The sequence below is a fragment of the Streptomyces sp. NPDC031474 genome (assembly GCF_055581185.1).
In genome coordinates, this window is the sequence record NZ_JBVIJX010000005.1 from 416,210 (window position 1) to 434,015 (window position 17,806).

Annotated in this window: 13 protein-coding genes; 10 read left to right on the forward strand and 3 right to left on the reverse strand. The window is 70.9% G+C overall.

What is annotated here, in order from left to right:
* Nucleotides 1-139: 139 nt before the first annotated feature.
* On the reverse strand, nt 140-1,657 hold the full coding sequence (locus ACZ5SK_RS12600) for an MFS transporter (RefSeq protein ID WP_334579362.1): 1,518 nt from the start codon (nt 1,655-1,657) through the stop codon (nt 140-142).
* Nucleotides 1,658-2,165: 508 nt separating this feature from the next.
* Here ACZ5SK_RS12600 and ACZ5SK_RS12605 point away from each other — a divergent pair.
* From ACZ5SK_RS12605 to mfd, 3 genes are all read left to right on the forward strand, one after another.
* Entirely contained in the window at nt 2,166-2,954 is a 789-nt protein-coding gene (locus ACZ5SK_RS12605) for an ABC transporter ATP-binding protein (RefSeq protein ID WP_079661784.1), read from the forward strand.
* Nucleotides 2,951-5,530, forward strand: coding sequence for an ABC transporter permease (locus ACZ5SK_RS12610; protein ID WP_334579363.1), 2,580 nt, complete (start codon nt 2,951-2,953; stop codon nt 5,528-5,530). The genes ACZ5SK_RS12605 and ACZ5SK_RS12610 overlap by 4 nt, the downstream gene beginning before the upstream one ends.
* Nucleotides 5,531-5,964: 434 nt before the next feature.
* Nucleotides 5,965-9,498 (forward strand): transcription-repair coupling factor, encoded by a 3,534-nt coding sequence (mfd, locus tag ACZ5SK_RS12615; protein ID WP_334579364.1) that lies wholly within the window; start codon nt 5,965-5,967, stop codon nt 9,496-9,498.
* Between the two features lie 322 nt (nt 9,499-9,820).
* On the opposite strand, the gene ACZ5SK_RS12620 is transcribed toward mfd, so the two are convergent.
* Nucleotides 9,821-10,006 (reverse strand): Rv0909 family putative TA system antitoxin, encoded by a 186-nt coding sequence (locus tag ACZ5SK_RS12620; RefSeq protein ID WP_334579365.1) that lies wholly within the window; start codon nt 10,004-10,006, stop codon nt 9,821-9,823.
* 186 nt (nt 10,007-10,192) lie between these two features.
* Between ACZ5SK_RS12620 and ACZ5SK_RS12625 the strand changes: the two genes are divergently transcribed.
* Complete coding sequence (locus ACZ5SK_RS12625; protein ID WP_334579366.1) at nt 10,193-10,939, forward strand: HNH endonuclease family protein; 747 nt, start codon at nt 10,193-10,195, stop codon at nt 10,937-10,939.
* Nucleotides 10,940-11,040: 101 nt separating this feature from the next.
* Entirely contained in the window at nt 11,041-11,784 is a 744-nt protein-coding gene (locus ACZ5SK_RS12630) for a GNAT family N-acetyltransferase (RefSeq protein WP_334579367.1), read from the forward strand.
* Nucleotides 11,785-11,800: 16 nt separating this feature from the next.
* On the opposite strand, the gene ACZ5SK_RS12635 is transcribed toward ACZ5SK_RS12630, so the two are convergent.
* Complete coding sequence (locus ACZ5SK_RS12635) at nt 11,801-12,229, reverse strand: hypothetical protein (protein WP_334579368.1); 429 nt, start codon at nt 12,227-12,229, stop codon at nt 11,801-11,803.
* A 267-nt stretch (nt 12,230-12,496) separates the two neighbouring features.
* Here ACZ5SK_RS12635 and ACZ5SK_RS12640 point away from each other — a divergent pair, with 267 nt between their 5' ends.
* The 5 genes from ACZ5SK_RS12640 (at nt 12,497) to ACZ5SK_RS12660 (ending at nt 17,772) form a co-directional block, all read left to right on the forward strand.
* On the forward strand, nt 12,497-13,327 hold the full coding sequence (locus tag ACZ5SK_RS12640) for a glycoside hydrolase domain-containing protein (RefSeq protein ID WP_468575948.1): 831 nt from the start codon (nt 12,497-12,499) through the stop codon (nt 13,325-13,327).
* Between the two features lie 184 nt (nt 13,328-13,511).
* Nucleotides 13,512-14,156: a SurA N-terminal domain-containing protein gene (locus tag ACZ5SK_RS12645; RefSeq protein WP_334579370.1), complete on the forward strand. Its 645-nt coding sequence runs from the start codon at nt 13,512-13,514 to the stop codon at nt 14,154-14,156.
* Between the two features lie 199 nt (nt 14,157-14,355).
* Nucleotides 14,356-15,516, forward strand: a complete 1,161-nt coding sequence (locus ACZ5SK_RS12650; RefSeq protein ID WP_334579371.1) for a nucleoside triphosphate pyrophosphohydrolase — start codon at nt 14,356-14,358, stop codon at nt 15,514-15,516.
* Nucleotides 15,517-15,566: 50 nt separating this feature from the next.
* Nucleotides 15,567-16,142 carry an IS607 family transposase gene (locus ACZ5SK_RS12655; RefSeq protein ID WP_334579372.1) on the forward strand — a complete coding sequence of 192 codons (576 nt, stop codon included), beginning with the start codon at nt 15,567-15,569 and terminating at the stop codon, nt 16,140-16,142.
* Nucleotides 16,135-17,772: a transposase gene (locus tag ACZ5SK_RS12660; protein ID WP_334579373.1), complete on the forward strand. Its 1,638-nt coding sequence runs from the start codon at nt 16,135-16,137 to the stop codon at nt 17,770-17,772. Before ACZ5SK_RS12655 ends, ACZ5SK_RS12660 begins: the two co-directional genes overlap by 8 nt.
* Nucleotides 17,773-17,806: the final 34 nt, after the last annotated feature.

Genomic DNA, 17,806 nt, shown 5'->3' on the forward strand with positions numbered 1-17,806 from the left:
CCGGGTCTTCGAAGTCAGTGGGGGTCGCCGCCGACGCGCGCCCGCTGGCCGCCTCGCTGCGAACTGCGCCCAAGGCCGTGTTACCCGCGTTGACCCTGCCCTTGCGGCCCCTTGTGGCCCCTTGCGGCCCCTTGTGGTCTCACCGGACGTCCTGCTCCTCCAGTACCGGGAAGCGGCGCGGTGCCACGCACAGCAGGACCAGGAAGGCCAGTGCGGCGGCGCACGACGCGCCGAGATAGACGGCGTGCACGGCGCTCGCGACGGCGTGCCGGACGGTCTCGGGCGCCGAACCGGCGGCGTCCAGCGCGCGGGTGACGGAGTCCAGATCGCCGGCGCCGCCCAGCCGCGCGGCCAGTACCCCGTTGGCGACCGCGCCGAACACCGACGCGCCGATCGTCTGGCCGGTCTGCCGGCAGAACAGCACGGACGCGGTCGTCGTCCCGCGCTGCGACCACCCCACCGTCGACTGCACGCCGACGATGAGCGGCAGTTGGAAGAGACCGAGCGCCGCGCCGAGCAGCAGCATCAGCAGGGTCGGCTGCCAGGCCGCGCCGGGGTAGGGCAGGAACGGGAACGCGAGCAGGATCAGCGTCGCCGCGCCGATGCCGAGCAGCGCGGTGTCGCGGAAGCCGATGCGCCGGTAGACGTGCTGGCTGAGCGCGGCCGACAACGGCCAGCTCAGCGTCCAGACGGACAGGACGAACCCGGCCGCCGCCGGTCCCAGGCCCAGGACCGACTGGGCGTACGTCGGCAGGAACACCGTCGGGGCCACCATCAGCAGGCCCAGCGCGCCGAGCGCCAGGTTGACCGCCGCGATCGTCCTGCGGCGCCATACCCAGCCGGGGATGATCGGCTCCGCGGCCCGCCGTTCGATGACGACGACGAGGCCGGCGAGCGCGAGTCCGACGGCGAACAGGGCGAGCGAGGGCCCCGACAGCCACGGCCAGGCCACCCCGCCCTGCACCAGCGCGGTCAGCAGCACGCCGCCGCACGCGAACACCGCGAGTGCGCCCGCCCAGTCGACACGCGCGCGTGCGTCACGCGTGGCCGACGTGCGTTGCGGCTCGTGCAGATGACGGACGATCAGCCACAACGCAACCGCCCCGATGGGCAGGTTGACCAGGAAGATCCAGCGCCAGTCCGCGTAGGCCGCGAGGACCCCGCCGATGCCGGGGCCGGCGACCGCCGAGACCGCCCACACCGTGGACAGCTTCGACTGGATCTTCGGCCGCTCCGCCAAGGGGTACAGGTCGGCCGCGAGCGTCTGCACCGTGCCCTGCAACGCCCCGCCGCCCAGGCCCTGCACGATGCGGAACGCGATCAGCGCCCCCATGTTCCAGGCGAGCGCGCACAGCAGCGAGCCGAGCAGGAACAGCGCCGCCCCGACGACCAGGACCGGCTTGCGGCCGAAGGTGTCGGAGAGCTTGCCGTAGACCGGCAGGGTGACCGTCACGGCGAGCAGATAGCCGGAGAACAGCCAGGAGAAGACGGAGAACCCGCCGAGATCGCCGACGATCTGCGGGACGGCCGTGGAGACGACGGTGGAGTCCAGGGCGGCCAGCGCCATGGAGAGCATGAGCGCGGCGACGACCGCTCCCCGCCGGTGTGGTGCGGTCCGCTGCGCGGCCTCGCGCAGCGCGGGTCGTGTGTCCCCCACCGGATGCCCTCCCCTTGTCGTCCGCGTCCCCGCGTCCCCGCGTGTCCGCGGCCCTGCTCCGCCGCGTTCCGTGCCCCTTGCATCCAACTGCCGGAAGCCAGCTTCCCACTTGGCCTCTGCCAGCGGGAGGCCCGACCGTCGTCTTGACCTTCACGTCACGTGAGGGTGGAGCCTGACTGGGCCGGAGGGTGGACGGGACCCCGAGGGGCACTCCATCCGGCGGTGGACGGCCCCTAGGGGTTCCTCCGTACTACGGCTGGGGGAGGGTTCGTACCGTCGGAGGAGGAGATGGGCCCTGTCCCGTCCTTAACCTGGCTTTATGCCGCTGGGGGGCGGCTACCGCACCGGCGGGAGGTGGGGTTAACCCCCCTGGAAGAGGGGCCCGAGCACCAGCGCGCCGGACCCTTCCCCGCCGACAGACTCTTCGGCGTAGCGCTCCTCGCGCTGCTCGCCACTCGACCACCGCGGTGGAGCACTGCCCACCGACATCCGACTTAGGAGACATACCGTGACTTCGGCTGTGACCATTCCCAGGCACGGGGGCACTGGAGGGCGTACGGCCGTTGCCGCGCGGGCGCGGCAGGTCGTCAAGGCGTACGGGTCCGGTGAGACCCGGGTCGTCGCCCTCGACCACGTCGACGTGGACATCGCCCGCGGTCAGTTCACCGCGATCATGGGCCCCTCGGGGTCCGGCAAGTCCACGCTGATGCACTGCCTCGCCGGTCTCGACACGGTGTCGTCCGGCCAGATCTACCTGGACGAGACCGAGATCACCGGGCTGAAGGACAAGAAGCTCACGAAGCTGCGCCGGGACCGGATCGGGTTCATCTTCCAGGCGTTCAACCTGCTGCCCACGCTGAACGCGCTCGAGAACATCACGCTGCCCATGGACATAGCCGGCCGTAAGCCGGACAAGGCGTGGCTCAGCCAGGTCGTGGAGACCGTCGGGCTCGCCGACCGCCTCAGGCACCGTCCCACACAGCTCTCCGGCGGCCAGCAGCAGCGCGTCGCCGTGGCGCGTGCCCTGGCGGCCCGCCCGGAGATCATCTTCGGCGACGAGCCGACCGGAAACCTCGACTCGCGCGCGGGCGCCGAGGTCCTCGGCTTCCTGCGCCGCTCGGTGGACGAGCTGGGCCAGACGATCGTCATGGTCACGCACGACCCGGTGGCTGCCTCGTACGCGGACCGGGTGCTGTACCTCGCAGACGGACGGATCGTCGACGAGATGTTCAAGCCGACCGCGGAGACCGTCCTGGACCGCATGAAGGACTTCGACGCGCGGGGGCGTACGTCATGACCGTCCTGAAGACCTCGATGCGCAACTTCTTCGCGCACAAGGGGCGCATGGCCCTGTCGGCCGTGGCGGTCCTGCTGTCGGTGGCGTTCGTGTGCGGGACGCTGGTGTTCACCGACACGATGAACACGACGTTCGACAAGCTGTTCGCCGCCACCTCCTCCGATGTGACGGTGAGCGCGAAGGGCGCCTCGGACACCGGTGAGACGACCTCCGACAACGGCAGGCCGCCGGTCATGCCGGCCTCGGTGCTCGGAGAGGTCCGCAAGGCGCAGGGGGTGAAGTCGGCCGAGGGGACCGTCTTCTCGACCTCCGTGACCGTCGTCGACGCCGACAAGGACAGTCTGTCGCCCTCCAGCGGCGCCCCGACGATCGTGGGCAGCTGGAACGGCAACGACGCCCGCACCATGAAGATCACCGACGGTGCGGCGCCGAAGAACTCCGGCCAGGTCATGGTCGACGAGGACACCGCCGACAAGCACCATCTGAAGCTCGGCGACGAGATCGGCGTGATCAGCGCGGTCGGCACGCACACTGCGAAGATCTCCGGCATCGCCGCCTTCCAGGTCACCAACCCCGGCGCGGCGATCTTCTACCTGGACACCAGGACCGCCCAGCAGGCACTGGTCGGCGAGTCGAACGTCTATACGAACGTCAATGTGACGGCGGCGGCCGGCGTGAGCGACGCGCAGCTGAAGAAGAACGTCGCGGCCGAGATCGGCGCCGACTACAAGGTGCAGACGGCCAAGGAGACCGCGGACGCCAACCGCGCGGACGTGGGCGACTTCCTGAACGTGATGAAGTACGCGATGCTCGGCTTCGCCGGGATCGCCTTCCTCGTCGGCATCTTCCTGATCATCAACACCTTCTCGATGCTGGTCGCGCAGCGCACCCGGGAGATCGGCCTGATGCGCGCCATCGGCTCCAGCCGCAAGCAGGTCAACCGGTCCGTGCTCGCCGAGGCCCTGCTCCTTGGCGTGGTCGGCTCGATCCTCGGCGTCGGCGCGGGCGTCGGCATCGCGGTCGGCCTGATGAAGCTCATGGGCATGACCGGCATGAACCTGTCCACGGACGATCTGACGGTCGCCTGGACGACCCCGGTGATCGGCATGGTCCTGGGCGTGGTCGTCACGGTGCTGGCGGCCTACCTGCCGGCCCGCCGGGCCGGCAAGGTCTCCCCGATGGCCGCGCTGCGCGACGCCGGCGCTCCGGCCGACGCCAAGGCCGGTGTCGTACGGGCCGTCGTCGGCCTGCTGCTGACCGGTGGCGGCGGCTTCGGCCTCTACCTCGCCTCCGCCGCCGACAAGGCCGCCGAGGGCTCGCTCTGGCTGGGCCTGGGCGTGGTGCTGAGCCTGCTCGGCTTCGTGGTGATCGGCCCGCTGCTGGCCGGCGGTGTGGTCCGGATCCTCGGCGCGGTCCTGCTGCGGGCCTTCGGCCCCGTGGGACGGATGGCCGAACGCAACGCGCTGCGCAACCCGCGCCGCACGGGCGCCACGGGCGCGGCCCTGATGATCGGCCTCGCACTGGTCGCCTGTCTGTCGGTGGTCGGCTCCTCCATGGTCGCCTCGGCCACCCAGGAGCTCGACCGGAGCGTCGGCACGGACTTCATCATCCAGAGCGACAGCGGCCAGCGGATGACCTCGCAGGCGGTGCAGGCCGTGAAGTCGACGCCGGGCCTGACGCGGGTCACCGAGTACAAGACCACCGAGGCGGACTACACCACCCCCGACGGCAAGACGCTCAAGAACACGGACATCACGGCGGCCGACCCGACGTATGTGTCCGACCTGCGCAAGACGACCGTCGCGGGGAACCTCAAGGACGCCTACCTGCCGGACTCGATGTCCGTGCACGAGAAGTTCGCCGAGGCTCACGGCATCCACATCGGCTCGAAGATCGACGTCGCGTTCAAGGACGGCGCCACCGCCCACCTGACGGTGCGCGCGATCACCAGCAGCGACGACGTGGTCGACCAGGGCGCCAAGTACACCTCCATCGCCACGCTCGCCAAGTACGTGCCGGCCGACAAGCTGCCACTCGACCAGCTGGTCTTCGCCACCGCCAAGGACGGGCAGCAGGACGCCGCCTACAAGGCCCTGAAGACGGCGCTGCACGACTACCCGCAGTACACCGTCCGCGACCAGACCGACTACAAGCAGGAGCTCAAGGACCAGATCGGCCAGCTGCTGAACCTGATCTACGGCCTGCTCGCCCTCGCGATCATCGTCGCGGTCCTCGGTGTGGTGAACACCCTGGCCCTGTCGGTGGTGGAGCGCACCAGGGAGATCGGCCTGATGCGGGCGATCGGCCTCTCCCGCCGCCAGCTGCGCCGCATGATCCGCATGGAGTCGGTCGTGATCGCCCTCTTCGGTGCGCTGCTCGGCCTCGGCCTGGGCATGGGCTGGGGCGCCACCGCCCAGCAACTCCTCGCCCTGCAGGGCCTGGACGTCCTCGACATCCCGTGGCCGACGATCATCGGCGTGTTCATCGGCTCGGCGTTCGTGGGCCTGTTCGCGGCCCTGATCCCGGCCTTCCGCGCGGGCCGCATGAACGTCCTGAACGCCATCGCGACGGACTGACGCGACAGCCGACGGGGCACAGACACGGCCCGGCACTGAGACGGACGGGGGTCCTCTCAGCGCCGGGCTCGTGTGTTTTGTTCTCCTCTTCTCCGGCCGGGTGTTCGTCTTTCAGCCCGTCGGAGGTGCCCCCTCTGGGGGAGCGGGGGAGCCCGAGGACGAGGCCCTCAGGGGCCGAAAGCGGGGGTCCGGGGGCGGCAGCCCCCAGGGACGGGAAGGGAACGGGAAGGGAAGGGGCGGCGGGGGCGGACAACCGCGGGCCGAAGCACCACCGCCCCCCGGTTGTCCACAGCCCCCGGCGAACAATCCCACCCCGTCGTACTCTGGACACCCCCGGCCCGTGACACGCGTCGGGCCCTTCGCGTTGCCCACCCCGGACCCAGGTACGCCCGCTTCCCCGGACGCACCCCGGCCCCTCGGACGGAAAGCCCTCCATGAGCCTGCACGGTCTGCTCGACGCCGTCGTCAAGGACACCGCCCTCGCGGAAGCCATTCCCGCGGCCGCAGACGGCAACCGCATGCACGTCGACCTGGTCGGCCCCCCGGCGGCCCGGCCCTTCGCCATCGCCGCCCTCGCCCGCGAGAGCGCCCGCACCGTCCTCGCGGTGACGGCCACCGGCCGCGAGGCCGAGGACCTGGCCGCCGCCCTGCGCTCGCTGCTCCCGCCCGACGGCGTCGTGGAGTACCCCTCCTGGGAGACGCTCCCGCACGAGCGGCTCAGCCCCCGCAGCGACACCGTGGGCCGCCGCCTCGCCGTTCTGCGCCGCCTGGCCCACCCGCGCCCCGACGACCCGGAGACCGGCCCCGTCTCGGTGGTCGTCGCGCCGGTCCGCTCCGTGCTCCAGCCGCAGGTCAAGGGCCTCGGCGACCTGGAGCCGGTGGCCCTGCGCACCGGCCACAGCGCCGACCTGAACGAGATCGTCGAAGCCCTCGCCGCGGCCGCCTACGCGCGCGTGGAGCTCGTCGAGAAGCGCGGCGAGTTCGCCGTACGAGGCGGCATCCTGGACGTGTTCCCGCCCACCGAGGAACACCCCCTGCGCGTGGAGTTCTGGGGCGACGACGTCGAGGAGATCCGCTACTTCAAGGTCGCCGACCAGCGCTCCCTGGAGGTCGCCGAGCACGGCCTGTGGGCCCCGCCCTGCCGTGAACTGCTGTTGACGGAAGACGTGCGCACGCGCGCGCGTGCCCTCGCCGAACAGCACCCGGAACTCGGCGAACTGCTGAACAAGATCGCCGAAGGCATCGCGGTCGAGGGCATGGAGTCCCTCGCGCCGGTCCTGGTCGACGACATGGAACTGCTGCTCGACGTCCTCCCCAAGGGCGCGATGGCCGTCGTCTGCGACCCGGAGCGGGTACGCACCCGTGCCGCCGACCTCGTGGCGACGTCCCAGGAGTTCCTGCAGGCGTCCTGGGCGGCCACCGCCGGCGGCGGCGAGGCGCCCATCGACGTCGACGCGGCCTCCCTGTGGTCCCTCGCCGACGTCCGCGACCACGCGCGCGAGCTGGACATGATGTGGTGGTCGGTGTCGCCGTTCGCCGCCGACCTCGAACTGGAGGCGGACACCCTCCAGCTCGGCATGCACGCCCCCGAGACCTACCGCGGCGACACCGCGAAGGCCCTCGCGGACACCAAGGGCTGGCTCGCCGACGGCTGGCGCGTCGTCTTCGTCACCGAGGCGCACGGCCCCGCCGCCCGCACCGTGGAGGTGCTCGGCGGCGAAGGCGTCGCGGCCCGCCTGGACGCCGACCTGACCGACCTCGGCCCCTCCCTCGTACACGTCTCCTGCGGCTCGATCGACTACGGCTTCGTCGACCCGGGGCTGCGCCTCGCCGTCCTCACCGAGACGGACCTGTCCGGCCAGAAAGCGGCCGGCAAGGACGGCGCGCGCATGCCCGCGCGCCGCAGGAAGACCATCGACCCGCTCACCCTGGAGGCGGGCGACTACATCGTCCACGAGCAGCACGGCGTGGGCCGCTACATCGAGATGGTGCAGCGCACCGTCCAGGGCGCCACCCGCGAGTACCTGGTCGTCGAGTACGCGCCCGCCAAACGCGGCCAGCCCGGCGACCGCCTGTACATCCCCACCGACCAGCTGGAGCAGATCACCAAGTACGTCGGCGGCGAGGCCCCCACCCTGCACCGCCTGGGCGGCGCGGACTGGACGAAGACCAAGGCGCGCGCCAAGAAGGCCGTCAAGGAGATCGCCGCCGACCTGATCAAGCTGTACAGCGCGCGGATGGCGGCTCCCGGCCACGCCTTCGGCACGGACACCCCCTGGCAGCGCGAACTGGAGGACGCCTTCCCCTACGCGGAGACGCCCGACCAGCTGACCACGATCGCCGAGGTCAAGGACGACATGGAGAAGACGGTCCCGATGGACCGCCTGATCTGCGGCGACGTCGGCTACGGCAAGACGGAGATCGCCGTGCGCGCGGCCTTCAAGGCCGTCCAGGACGGCAAGCAGGTCGCCGTCCTCGTGCCGACGACGCTCCTCGTGCAGCAGCACTTCGGCACGTTCAGCGAGCGGTACGCGCAGTTCCCGGTGAAGGTGCGCGCCCTGTCCCGCTTCCAGACGGACACGGAGGCGAAGGCCACCCTGGAGGGCCTGCGCGAGGGCGGCGTGGACGTCGTCATCGGCACCCACCGCCTGTTCTCCTCGGAGACGAAGTTCAAGGACCTCGGCCTGGTCATCGTCGACGAGGAGCAGCGCTTCGGCGTCGAGCACAAGGAGCAGCTGAAGAAGCTCCGCGCGAACGTCGACGTGCTGACGATGTCCGCGACGCCCATCCCGCGCACCCTGGAGATGGCCGTCACCGGCATCCGCGAGATGTCGACGATCACCACCCCCCCGGAGGAGCGCCACCCGGTGCTCACCTTCGTCGGCCCCTACGAGCAGAAGCAGATCGGCGCCGCGATCCGCCGCGAACTGCTGCGCGAGGGCCAGGTCTTCTACATCCACAACCGGGTCGAGTCCATCGACCGCGCGGCGGCGCGACTGCGCGAGATCGTCCCCGAGGCGCGCATCGCCATCGCCCACGGCCAGATGTCGGAGACGGCGCTGGAGCAGGTCGTCGTCGACTTCTGGGAGAAGAAGTTCGACGTGCTCGTCTCGACGACGATCGTCGAGTCCGGCATCGACATCTCCAACGCCAACACCCTGATCGTGGAGCGCGGCGACACCTTCGGCCTGTCCCAGCTGCACCAGCTGCGCGGCCGCGTCGGCCGTGGCCGCGAACGCGGTTACGCCTACTTCCTGTACCCGCCGGAGAAGCCGCTGACGGAAACGGCCCACGAGCGCCTCGCGACGATCGCCCAGCACACGGAGATGGGCGCGGGCATGTACGTGGCGATGAAGGACCTGGAGATCCGGGGCGCCGGAAACCTCCTCGGCGGCGAACAGTCGGGCCATATCGCGGGCGTCGGCTTCGACCTGTACGTCCGGATGGTCGGCGAGGCCGTCGCGGACTACCGGCGTCAGCTGGAGACCGGCGCGATCGAGGAGGAGCCGCCGCTCGAGGTGAAGATCGAGCTGCCCGTCGACGCGCACGTCCCGCACGACTACGCCCCCGGAGAGCGGCTGCGCCTGCAGGCCTACCGGGCCATCGCCTCCGCCAACTCGGAGGACGACGTCAAGGCCGTCCGCGAGGAACTCGTCGACCGGTACGGCAAGTTGCCCGAGCCGGTGGAGAACCTGCTGCTGGTGGCCGGGCTGCGCATGCTGGCACGCGCGTGCGACGTCGGCGAGATCGTCCTCCAGGGTGCCAATATCCGCTTCGCGCCGGTGGAGTTGCGCGAGTCGCAGGAGCTGCGCCTCAAGCGGCTGTACCCCGGGTCCGTCATCAAGCCGGCCGCGCACCAGGTCCTCGTCCCTCGCCCGAAGACCGCGAAGGTCGGCGGCAAGCCGCTGGTCGGGCGGGACCTGCTGGGCTGGGTGGGGGAGTTCCTGGCGACGGTGCTGGGGTCGTAACTCGCCGTAACCCGCCGTTCGCGGCTGCCGGCGCTGCCCGGTGGTGTCATCAAGTGCCGGGCGGGAGCGTCGTCCTCGGCGCCCTTCCCGGAGCACGTCCCGGAGCACGTCCCGGAGCACGTCCCGGAAGTCGAAACCGCCCGCGGGGAGGGGGTTCCCGCGGGCGGCCTCATGTGCCAGGTGGGTGAAGTCGGCGGCTCAGCCTTGGAGATGGCGATGGGTCAAGTCTCCGGACGGGCTGCCGCCGAGTCCGGCAGACACAGCCCAGGGCCCCGGCCGGCGGATTCGCCCGGCCGGCCTGTCCGACGCATTGCCGGCGGATCTACGGCTTGTCGGGCCGGTCCTCGTCCATGCCGAGCCGCTCCTGCAGTTTCTGCTGCGCGGCGTCGACCTGCGACTCGTACTTGTCGCCCGTCTTCTCGTTGATCTTCTGTTCCGCGCCGTCGGACATGTCCCTGGCCTTGCCCTGTGCCGCCTTGTTGCTCTTGAACCTGTCGAAGATGCCCATCCAGAGCTCCTTCCCGAGGTGACTCACACCGACGATATTCCTGAGATGCGAGGTGTGCCCACTTGAGTGGGTTGTGGTCTGGACCTTCCGACTGCCCCCACGCACCCCCTCGCTACGGTGTGCGAGTCCCCGTCAGGGGAATCCGCCCTGTGCGGGGTGACAGCGGGCAGGCAGAGGGAGGGGCGCGTGAGGCGTCTGAGGGGCGGGGCGGCGGCTGCCGTCGTACTGATATGCGCGGCGACGGCGGCCGGGTGCACCGAGCAGACCACCGGATCCGGCGCCGGTTCCGCCGGCGCGGGGCCGACGGCAGGCGGCGGGGCGGCGAACGGCGGCGCGGCTCTCGCGGTGGCCGAGTCGCTGACCGTCAAGGGGCGAGCCCCCAAGACCGGCTACGAGCGGGACAGGTTCGGCGCCGCCTGGGCGGACACGGACTCCAACTCCTGCGACACCCGTGACGACGTACTCAAGCGCGATCTCAAGGAGGTGAAGTTCACCGGCGGCACCTGCAAGGTGTCCTACGGCGTGCTGGAGTCGGACCCGTACTCCGGGAAGAACGTGACCTACCGGCGGGGCAGCAGCAAGGTCGACATAGATCACGTCGTCGCCCTGTCCGACGCCTGGCAGAAGGGCGCCAAGTACTGGGACGCGAGCAAGCGGATAGCGCTCGCCAACGACCCGCTGAACCTCCTGGCCGTCGACGCGAGCACGAACCGTTCCAAGGGGGACGGCGACACCGCGACCTGGCTGCCGCCCAACAAGGCCTACCGGTGCACGTATGTCGCGGCGCAGGTCGCCGTGAAGAAGAAGTACGCACTGTGGGTCTCCGCGGCGGAGAAGTCCGCGATGGAGGAGGTCCTCAAGACCTGCCCCGACCAGAAACTCCCCACCGGCGGCAACCCGACGAAGGCGCCGGAGCGTTTCCACGCGGGGTGACCGACCCCCCCCGGCGACCCTGCGGCCCTGCCACCCGGGCGGTCCCGCCCATGCCCGAAAACCCGTTCCCGCATGCGCGTTCCCTCGCCTACCGTGACCGCATGGACCTGAAGGTATCCCGTCTCGCCGAACGCCCCGACATGCTCGGCCCGGTCCAGGACATGCCCGACACCTGGCCGGAGTTCACCACGCAGGACCCGGTGGGCAACGCGCACTACGGCCGGATCCCCGTGGAGTTCCCCGAGTACGTGCTGTTCGCGCAGGACGAGCGGGGCGAGGTCGTCGCCCACGCCTACAGCGTGCCGTTCGCCCTGCACGCCGACGGCCGCGGCGAGCTGCCCGCCCGAGGCTGGGACCAGGTGCTCGTCTGGGCCTTCGCCGACCAGCGGCGCGGAGTGCGGCCGGACACGGTGAGCGCGATCTCGATCGTGATCGCCCCGCACGCCCAGGGCCACGGCCTGTCCGGGCGGATGCTCGCCGCAATGCGGGACAACGCTCGGTCGGCAGGCTTCACCGAGGTCGTCGCCCCGGTCCGGCCGAACGCCAAGCACCTCGAACCGCACACCCCGATCGAAGAGTACGCGCACCGGGTCCGGGAGGACGGGCTGCCGTACGACCCGTGGCTGCGGGTGCACGCCCGGGCCGGCGCGACCATCGAGCGGATCGCCCCGGCGTCGATGACGGTGTCGGCCTCGCTGCCGGAGTGGCGCCGCTGGACCGGCCTGCCCTTCGACTCCCAGGGCGACATCGAGGTCCCCGGCGCCCTGGTACCGGTGCGCTGCGAGCCGGAACGGGACTACGCCGTGTACGTCGAGCCCAACGTGTGGATGCGGCACAGCCTGTGAGACCGGGCGCCTGCGACTACTGCCCGTAGGGATACCCCTGCTGATACGGATTCGCCTGACCCGCGCCATACGGCTGACCCGCCCCGTACGCAGGGCCCGACGCCGACGCCGCAGCGGGGGTCTTCGTGTCGAACACCGCGAACAGCAGCAGCACCGACGCCGTCACCAGGGCCACCATGATGGCGACGCCCAGGAGGGCGTCCCCGTCGTCGTTGTCCGAGACCACCGCCCAGGTCACGATCACGCACTCGTACAGGGAGAACGCGCCGAAGGCCGTCCAGTCGGAGGCGAGTCCGCGGCGGACGGCCACGTACAGGAAGGGCACCCAGGCCAGAAAGCCGAGTGAGCCCCACACCAGGGCCGTCCAGGCGAGCCGCTGGAACCAGCCGCCCTCCAGCCGCCTCTCCGCGCCGGCCGTCGTCGGCGCCGTCGTCGGTATCGTCATGTCGCCCCCAAGTCACCAGGGGGCAAGGGTAGGACACAGGCGGACCGGGCCAGGCCGCCCCTTCTTTACTGTGACATGAGCGAAACTTGTGGCTATGGGGGACCTGTGTTTTCCGACACCAGGGACGCCGCAGGTTACGGTGCGATCCGTTTCCGGGTGCCGGACGTCGAGTCGACACCGTATCGTCGCACGGGCTCGGGCGACTTGAGCGAGACACAGCCGTACGCGACGACAGCGCCGTACGCACAGACGAACGATGGGGTGGGGATGGCCGAGCACCGGCAGTCCAGGAAGCGCAGATACATCACGTGGGGCGTGGCCGGCGCGGCCGTCCTCGCGGGGGCCGGGATAGCGGCGCAGACCTCGATGGCGGCCACCACCTGGCCCGCCCAGAAGACGTACACCGGCCGCGCCTTCGACGCCTGCACCGCCCCCTCGCTGGCCGCGATGAAGGCCTGGAAGACCGACGGCTACTACGGTGGCGCCGCCGTCTACGTCGGTGGCAAGAACCGCGGCTGCGCGCAGCCCAACCTCACCGCGTCCTGGGTGAAGTCGGTCAACGCGGTCGGCTGGAAGCTCATCCCGCTCTACGTCGGCGCCCAGCCGCCCTGCCAGACCGGCTCCAGCCCCGAGAAGATCACCGCCGCCACGGCCACCTCCCTCGGCGCGACCGACGGCGCGGACGCGGTCGCCAAGGCCTCGGCGCTCGGCATGAAGGCCGGCAGCCCGATCTACCTCGACATGGAGCCGTACGACATCACCAACAAGGCGTGCAACGACGCCGTGCTGGCGTATGTGCGCTCCTTCACCAAGACGCTGCGCGCCAAGATCTACCGGGGCGGCTACTACGGCTTCAGCAGCTCCAGCGCCAAGGCCATCGCCACCGCGACGAACAAGACGGACCTGCCGGGCAACCTCTGGTACGCCCTGTGGGACAAGAAGGAGACCACGACCACCGACTGGCCGTGGGGCGCCACCCAGTACACGAACCACAGCCGCGGCCACCAGTTCATGGTCAACAGCAAGGAGACCCGCGGCGGCTACACGATCACCGTGGACCGCGACACCTGGGACGCCCCGGTCGCCATCGTCGGCTGAAGCCGAGCGGGATCACCGGCCGAGCCGGTGCGGGGGAGGGGCCCGCGCGACGTCCGGGCGCGGCGGTGCCCGAAGTCCTGGTGAATCGTTGGTCGAATGGGTTGGCCCCAGCCGTCCCACTGCCTACCATCGATCACCGCAAGACTTTGTGCACCGTCGCACAATCTCCGACCGGGAGGTTCCCTTGCACCGCCGCCGTCGCACCGCGCTCCTGCTGTCCGCCGCGATCGTGGCGGCCCCCCTCCTCACCGCCTGCGGGAACGACACGCATCCCGGCGCGGCGGCCGTCGTCGGCGGCCAGCGGATCTCCGTCGCGCAACTGGAGAGCCGGGTGAACGAGGTGCGCACGGCCCAGCGCGCCGCGGTCAAGGACGACGCGCAGTACGCGCAGGCAATCGCCCAGACCGGCACCCTCACCCGCGACACCCTGCACGGCATGGTCCTCGACCAGGTGCTGCACCGCGCCGCCGAGGACGCGGGCGTCACCGTCAGCCGCCGCGAGGTCCAGCAGATGCGGGCCGGCCTGGAACAGCAGGCCGGCGGCGCGCAGGGCCTGGAAACGGCGTGGCTCCAGCAGTACGGCATCCCGCCGCAGCGCCTCGACGAGAACCTCCGCCTCCAGCTGGAGGCCCAGAAACTCGCCGCCGAGCTCGGCACGAACACCAACCAGGCCCCGTTCTGGAACGCCCTGTCCAAGGCGTCAAAGGCCCTCGGCGTCGACCTCAACCCGCGCTACGGCAGCTGGGACGCGCAGAAGGTGGCCCGCGTCGACGCGAAGACGCCCTGGGTGCGGGAGATCACCACGGCCGGCACGCAGCAGACAACGTGACGGCACAGCCCTGACGGACGCCGACAGGACAGGCGCTGACCGACGCCGACAGGACAGGCGCTGACCGACGCCGACAGGACAGGCGCTGACCGACGCCGACGGTCGTCGGCGCGGAGCCCGCTCAGGGCCGGTATGACTTATCCACCGGGCCTGTGGACAACTCGTGAGGCCGTCGGCGGGTGTGGGTTACGTTCGAGGTGTGAACGCATCCAGCCCGTCGAGCCCATCCAGCCCGTCCAGCGATCCCGTCGGCGGTCCCGCCGCCGTTGCCCCCGGCCCCGGCCCCGGTCCCGGCCGCATCGTCCTGCTCACCACCAGCCACCGCGTCGCCCCCGGTCTGCTGTCCTGGCCCGCCTGGCAGACCCTGCGCGCGGCGGACCGGGTGCTGTGCGCGGACGGCGCGCATCCGCAGCTGCCCTATCTGCGGGACGCGGGCATAACGGTCGAGGAGGCCTCCCCGACCGCCGAGGACATCGTCGCCGCCTGCGCCGGCGGCCGCGCGGTCGTGGTCGTGGCCACCGGCGAGGGCGAACCGGCCCTCACCGACGGACTGGCCCGCCTGGCGGGCTCCGGCCGGGTGTCGATGCCCGAGCTGGAACTCCTCCCCGCCTCCTACGACCTTCCCGGCGCCCGGCTCCTCGACCTCGTCCAGGTCATGGACCGCATCCGCGCCGAGTGCCCGTGGTCCTCCCAGCAGACCCACAAGGGCCTGGCGAAGTACGCGGTGGAGGAGTCCTACGAACTGGTCGAGGCGATCGAGGACGGCGACTACGACGAACTCCGCGAGGAACTGGGCGACGTCCTGCTCCAGGTCGTCTTCCACGCCCGTATCGCCGAGGAGGACGAGGAGTCCCCGTTCTCCATCGACGACGTCGCGGGCACGATCGTCGCCAAGCTCATCCACCGCCACCCCCATGTCTTCGGCGACGCCACCGCCACGACCCCGGAAGAGGTGAAGGAGCACTGGCTGCGCACGAAGGCGGCCGAGAAGCGGCGGGAGTCGGTGACGGACGGCGTCCCTCTCCACCAGCCGGGCCTGGCCCTCGCCGCGAAGCTGGCCTCCCGGGCCCGGACAGCCGGCCTGGACGTGCCACTGCCGACGGCCGAGGGCTCGGGCGCGGACGCCACGAGCGTGGCGACCGAGGACATGGGCACCAAGGGCAGAGGGTTCGAAGGCACAGACGCCGGGGGCAAAGCCGCGGAGCGCATAGGCGCGGAAGGCATCGGCTACGAGTTGCTGGCCCTCGCCGCGCGGGCGGAAGCGGAGGGCGTGGACCCGGAGGCGGCTCTGCGCGCGGCGGCGCGGGCCTATCGGGACGCGATCCGGGCGACCGAAGGGGTCTCACCTGCTGGCCTTTGAGATCGAGTAGGTGAGCGTAACCGTGCAGGAGTGAGTGTCGTTGTCAGAGTGTGAATCTGACGGAATGGGCGAAGACGCAGGGCGTGCATCCGCAGACCGCGTATCGCTGGTTCCGTGAGGGAACGTTGCCGGTGCCGGCTCAGCGGGTCGGGCCGCGCACGATCTTGGTGAACATCGAGACCAATACCGCTTTGGAAGCGGTGGGTGGCCTGGGTCTGTATGCCCGGGTTTCCTCGCCCGATCAGAAAGGCGATCTGGAGCGGCAGTTGGCCCGGTTGTCCGTATGGGCGGCCAAGGTCGGCGGCCAGGTCGTCCGGGTCGAGACCGAGATCGGGTCCGGTATGGACGGGGCCCGCTCGAAGGCGTGTCGTCTGCTGGCCGACCCGAAGGTGACGGTCGTGGTGGTCGAGCACAAGGACAGGCTAGGGCGGATGAACGTCGAACTCGTCGAAGCCGCGTTGTCCGCCGCGGGCCGTCGCCTCGTCGTGCTTGACGACGGCGAGGTTGAGGATGACTTGGTGCGGGACATGGTGGAGGTGCTGACCTCGTTCTGCGCCCGCCTGTACGACCGGCGGTCGGCGAGGAACCGGGCCCGCAAGGCGCTGGAGGCTGCCGGGCATGGCTGACGTCCAACTGCGTCCGACCGCGGCGCCGTTCGTCGCGCTCGGCCCCACCGGCGTCGCGATCCGCACCCGGCTGAAGGAGCTTGCCGCGCGGGACGAGAAGGTGCTCAAGCTGGTCGGCGCGCATCTCGGCTCGCTGGCCTCCCGTGACCTGGCTGGGCGCTGCCGGGACGGGCTGGAGCACTCCAGCCGGACGTGGGCTGTGCGCAAGCAGGCCCTGACCGCCGAGTCCTCCTCCCGCTGGGCGGGATCGATCACCAAGGCGACGCACGACCAGTGGGCACTGTCCCGCCGGGGGCAGCTCGCGCACATCCAGTCCCTGGAGGCGGGTGTCCGCGCGATCCGGCACCGGCTGTCGCTCCCACTGGGGGAGAAGGGCTCCAAGCGGGCGCCGGGCGGCTACCGCACCCGGCAGGAGTGGCACGCCAAGAGCCGCCGCCTGCACGTACTGGAAGACCGGCTGCAGCGGGAGCGGACCGACTGGGCGGGCGGAGTCGTGCACGTAGTGCGCGGCAGCAGGAAACTCGCCCGCGCCCGGCACAACCTGGACGCCGCCGGGCCGGCCGAGGCTGCCTGGCGGGAGCGGTGGGAGGCGGCGCGCTGGTTCCTTGCCGCGGACGGCGAGTCCGGCAAGAAATTCGGCAACGAGACCATCCGCGTCACCCTCGACGGCGAAGTCTCCATCAAGCTGCCCGCCCCGCTCGCCGGGCTGGCGAACTCCCCGCACGGCCGCTACGTCCTGGCCGGCCGCGTCGCCTTCCGGCACCGCGGCACGGAGTGGGCCGACCGCGTCGCGGCCAACCGGGCCGTGGCCTACCGCATCCACCTGGACGTCGCCCGTGGCCGCTGGTACCTGACCGCGTCCTGGCAGATCCCGCCCACGCAGACCATCCCCATGGCCACCGCGCTCGCCGACGGCGTCATCGGCGTCGACACCAACGACGAACACCTCGCCGCCTGGCGCCTGGACACCGACGGTAATCCCATCGGCAACCCACGCCGCTTCTCCTTCGACCGCTCCGGCACCGCCGCCCACCGCGACGCCCAGATCCGCCACGCTCTCACCCGCCTGCTGAATTGGGCCAAGACGTGCGGTGTGAAGGCCATCGCCGTCGAGAACCTCGACTTCGCGGCAGACAAGACTCGCGAGAAACACGGCCGCAAGAAGCACTTCCGCCAGCTGATCAGCGGCATGCCCACCGCCAAGCTGCGCGCCCGGCTCATCTCGATGGCCGACCACACAGGTGTCGCAATCATCGCCGTCGACCCGGCCTACACCTCCCGGTGGGGCGCCCAGCACTGGCAAAAGCCCCTCACCAGCAACAAACGCAAGACCACTCGCCACGACGCGGCCGCCGTGGCGATCGGACGGCGCGCCCAGGGACACCCGATCCGGCGACGGACGGCACCGCCCCCACACGACCAGAGCGATCGTGCGGGGCATCGGAGCGTCCAGGCCAACGGGCGAGCTCCTGAGCGTGAGGGAAACCGCCCCCGCATCCCCGGACCACGCACACGATGCGTGCCGCCCGGACGCGGCGAGAACGCGATGGACCAGAACGCCCAACACCGTTCGGGGCGTTCGGCCGAGCATGAGTTCTGGCAACAGGACTCACTTCCGCTCAGTCTCTAGAAACGGTGGTGGGTTAGTACGGTGGTCTCCTGAG

What these genes read in the sequence shown, in the direction of transcription:
- ACZ5SK_RS12640 (WP_468575948.1), top strand. Translation starts at nt 12,497, where the DNA reads ATGGCCGAGCACCGGCAGTCCAGGAAGCGCAGATACATCACGTGGGGC.
- ACZ5SK_RS12660 (WP_334579373.1), top strand. Translation starts at nt 16,135, where the DNA reads ATGGCTGACGTCCAACTGCGTCCGACCGCGGCGCCGTTCGTCGCGCTC.
- ACZ5SK_RS12635 (WP_334579368.1), bottom strand. Translation starts at nt 12,229, where the DNA reads ATGACGATACCGACGACGGCGCCGACGACGGCCGGCGCGGAGAGGCGG.
- ACZ5SK_RS12630 (WP_334579367.1), top strand. Translation starts at nt 11,041, where the DNA reads ATGGACCTGAAGGTATCCCGTCTCGCCGAACGCCCCGACATGCTCGGC.
- ACZ5SK_RS12620 (WP_334579365.1), bottom strand. Translation starts at nt 10,006, where the DNA reads ATGGGCATCTTCGACAGGTTCAAGAGCAACAAGGCGGCACAGGGCAAG.
- mfd (WP_334579364.1), top strand. Translation starts at nt 5,965, where the DNA reads ATGAGCCTGCACGGTCTGCTCGACGCCGTCGTCAAGGACACCGCCCTC.
- ACZ5SK_RS12610 (WP_334579363.1), top strand. Translation starts at nt 2,951, where the DNA reads ATGACCGTCCTGAAGACCTCGATGCGCAACTTCTTCGCGCACAAGGGG.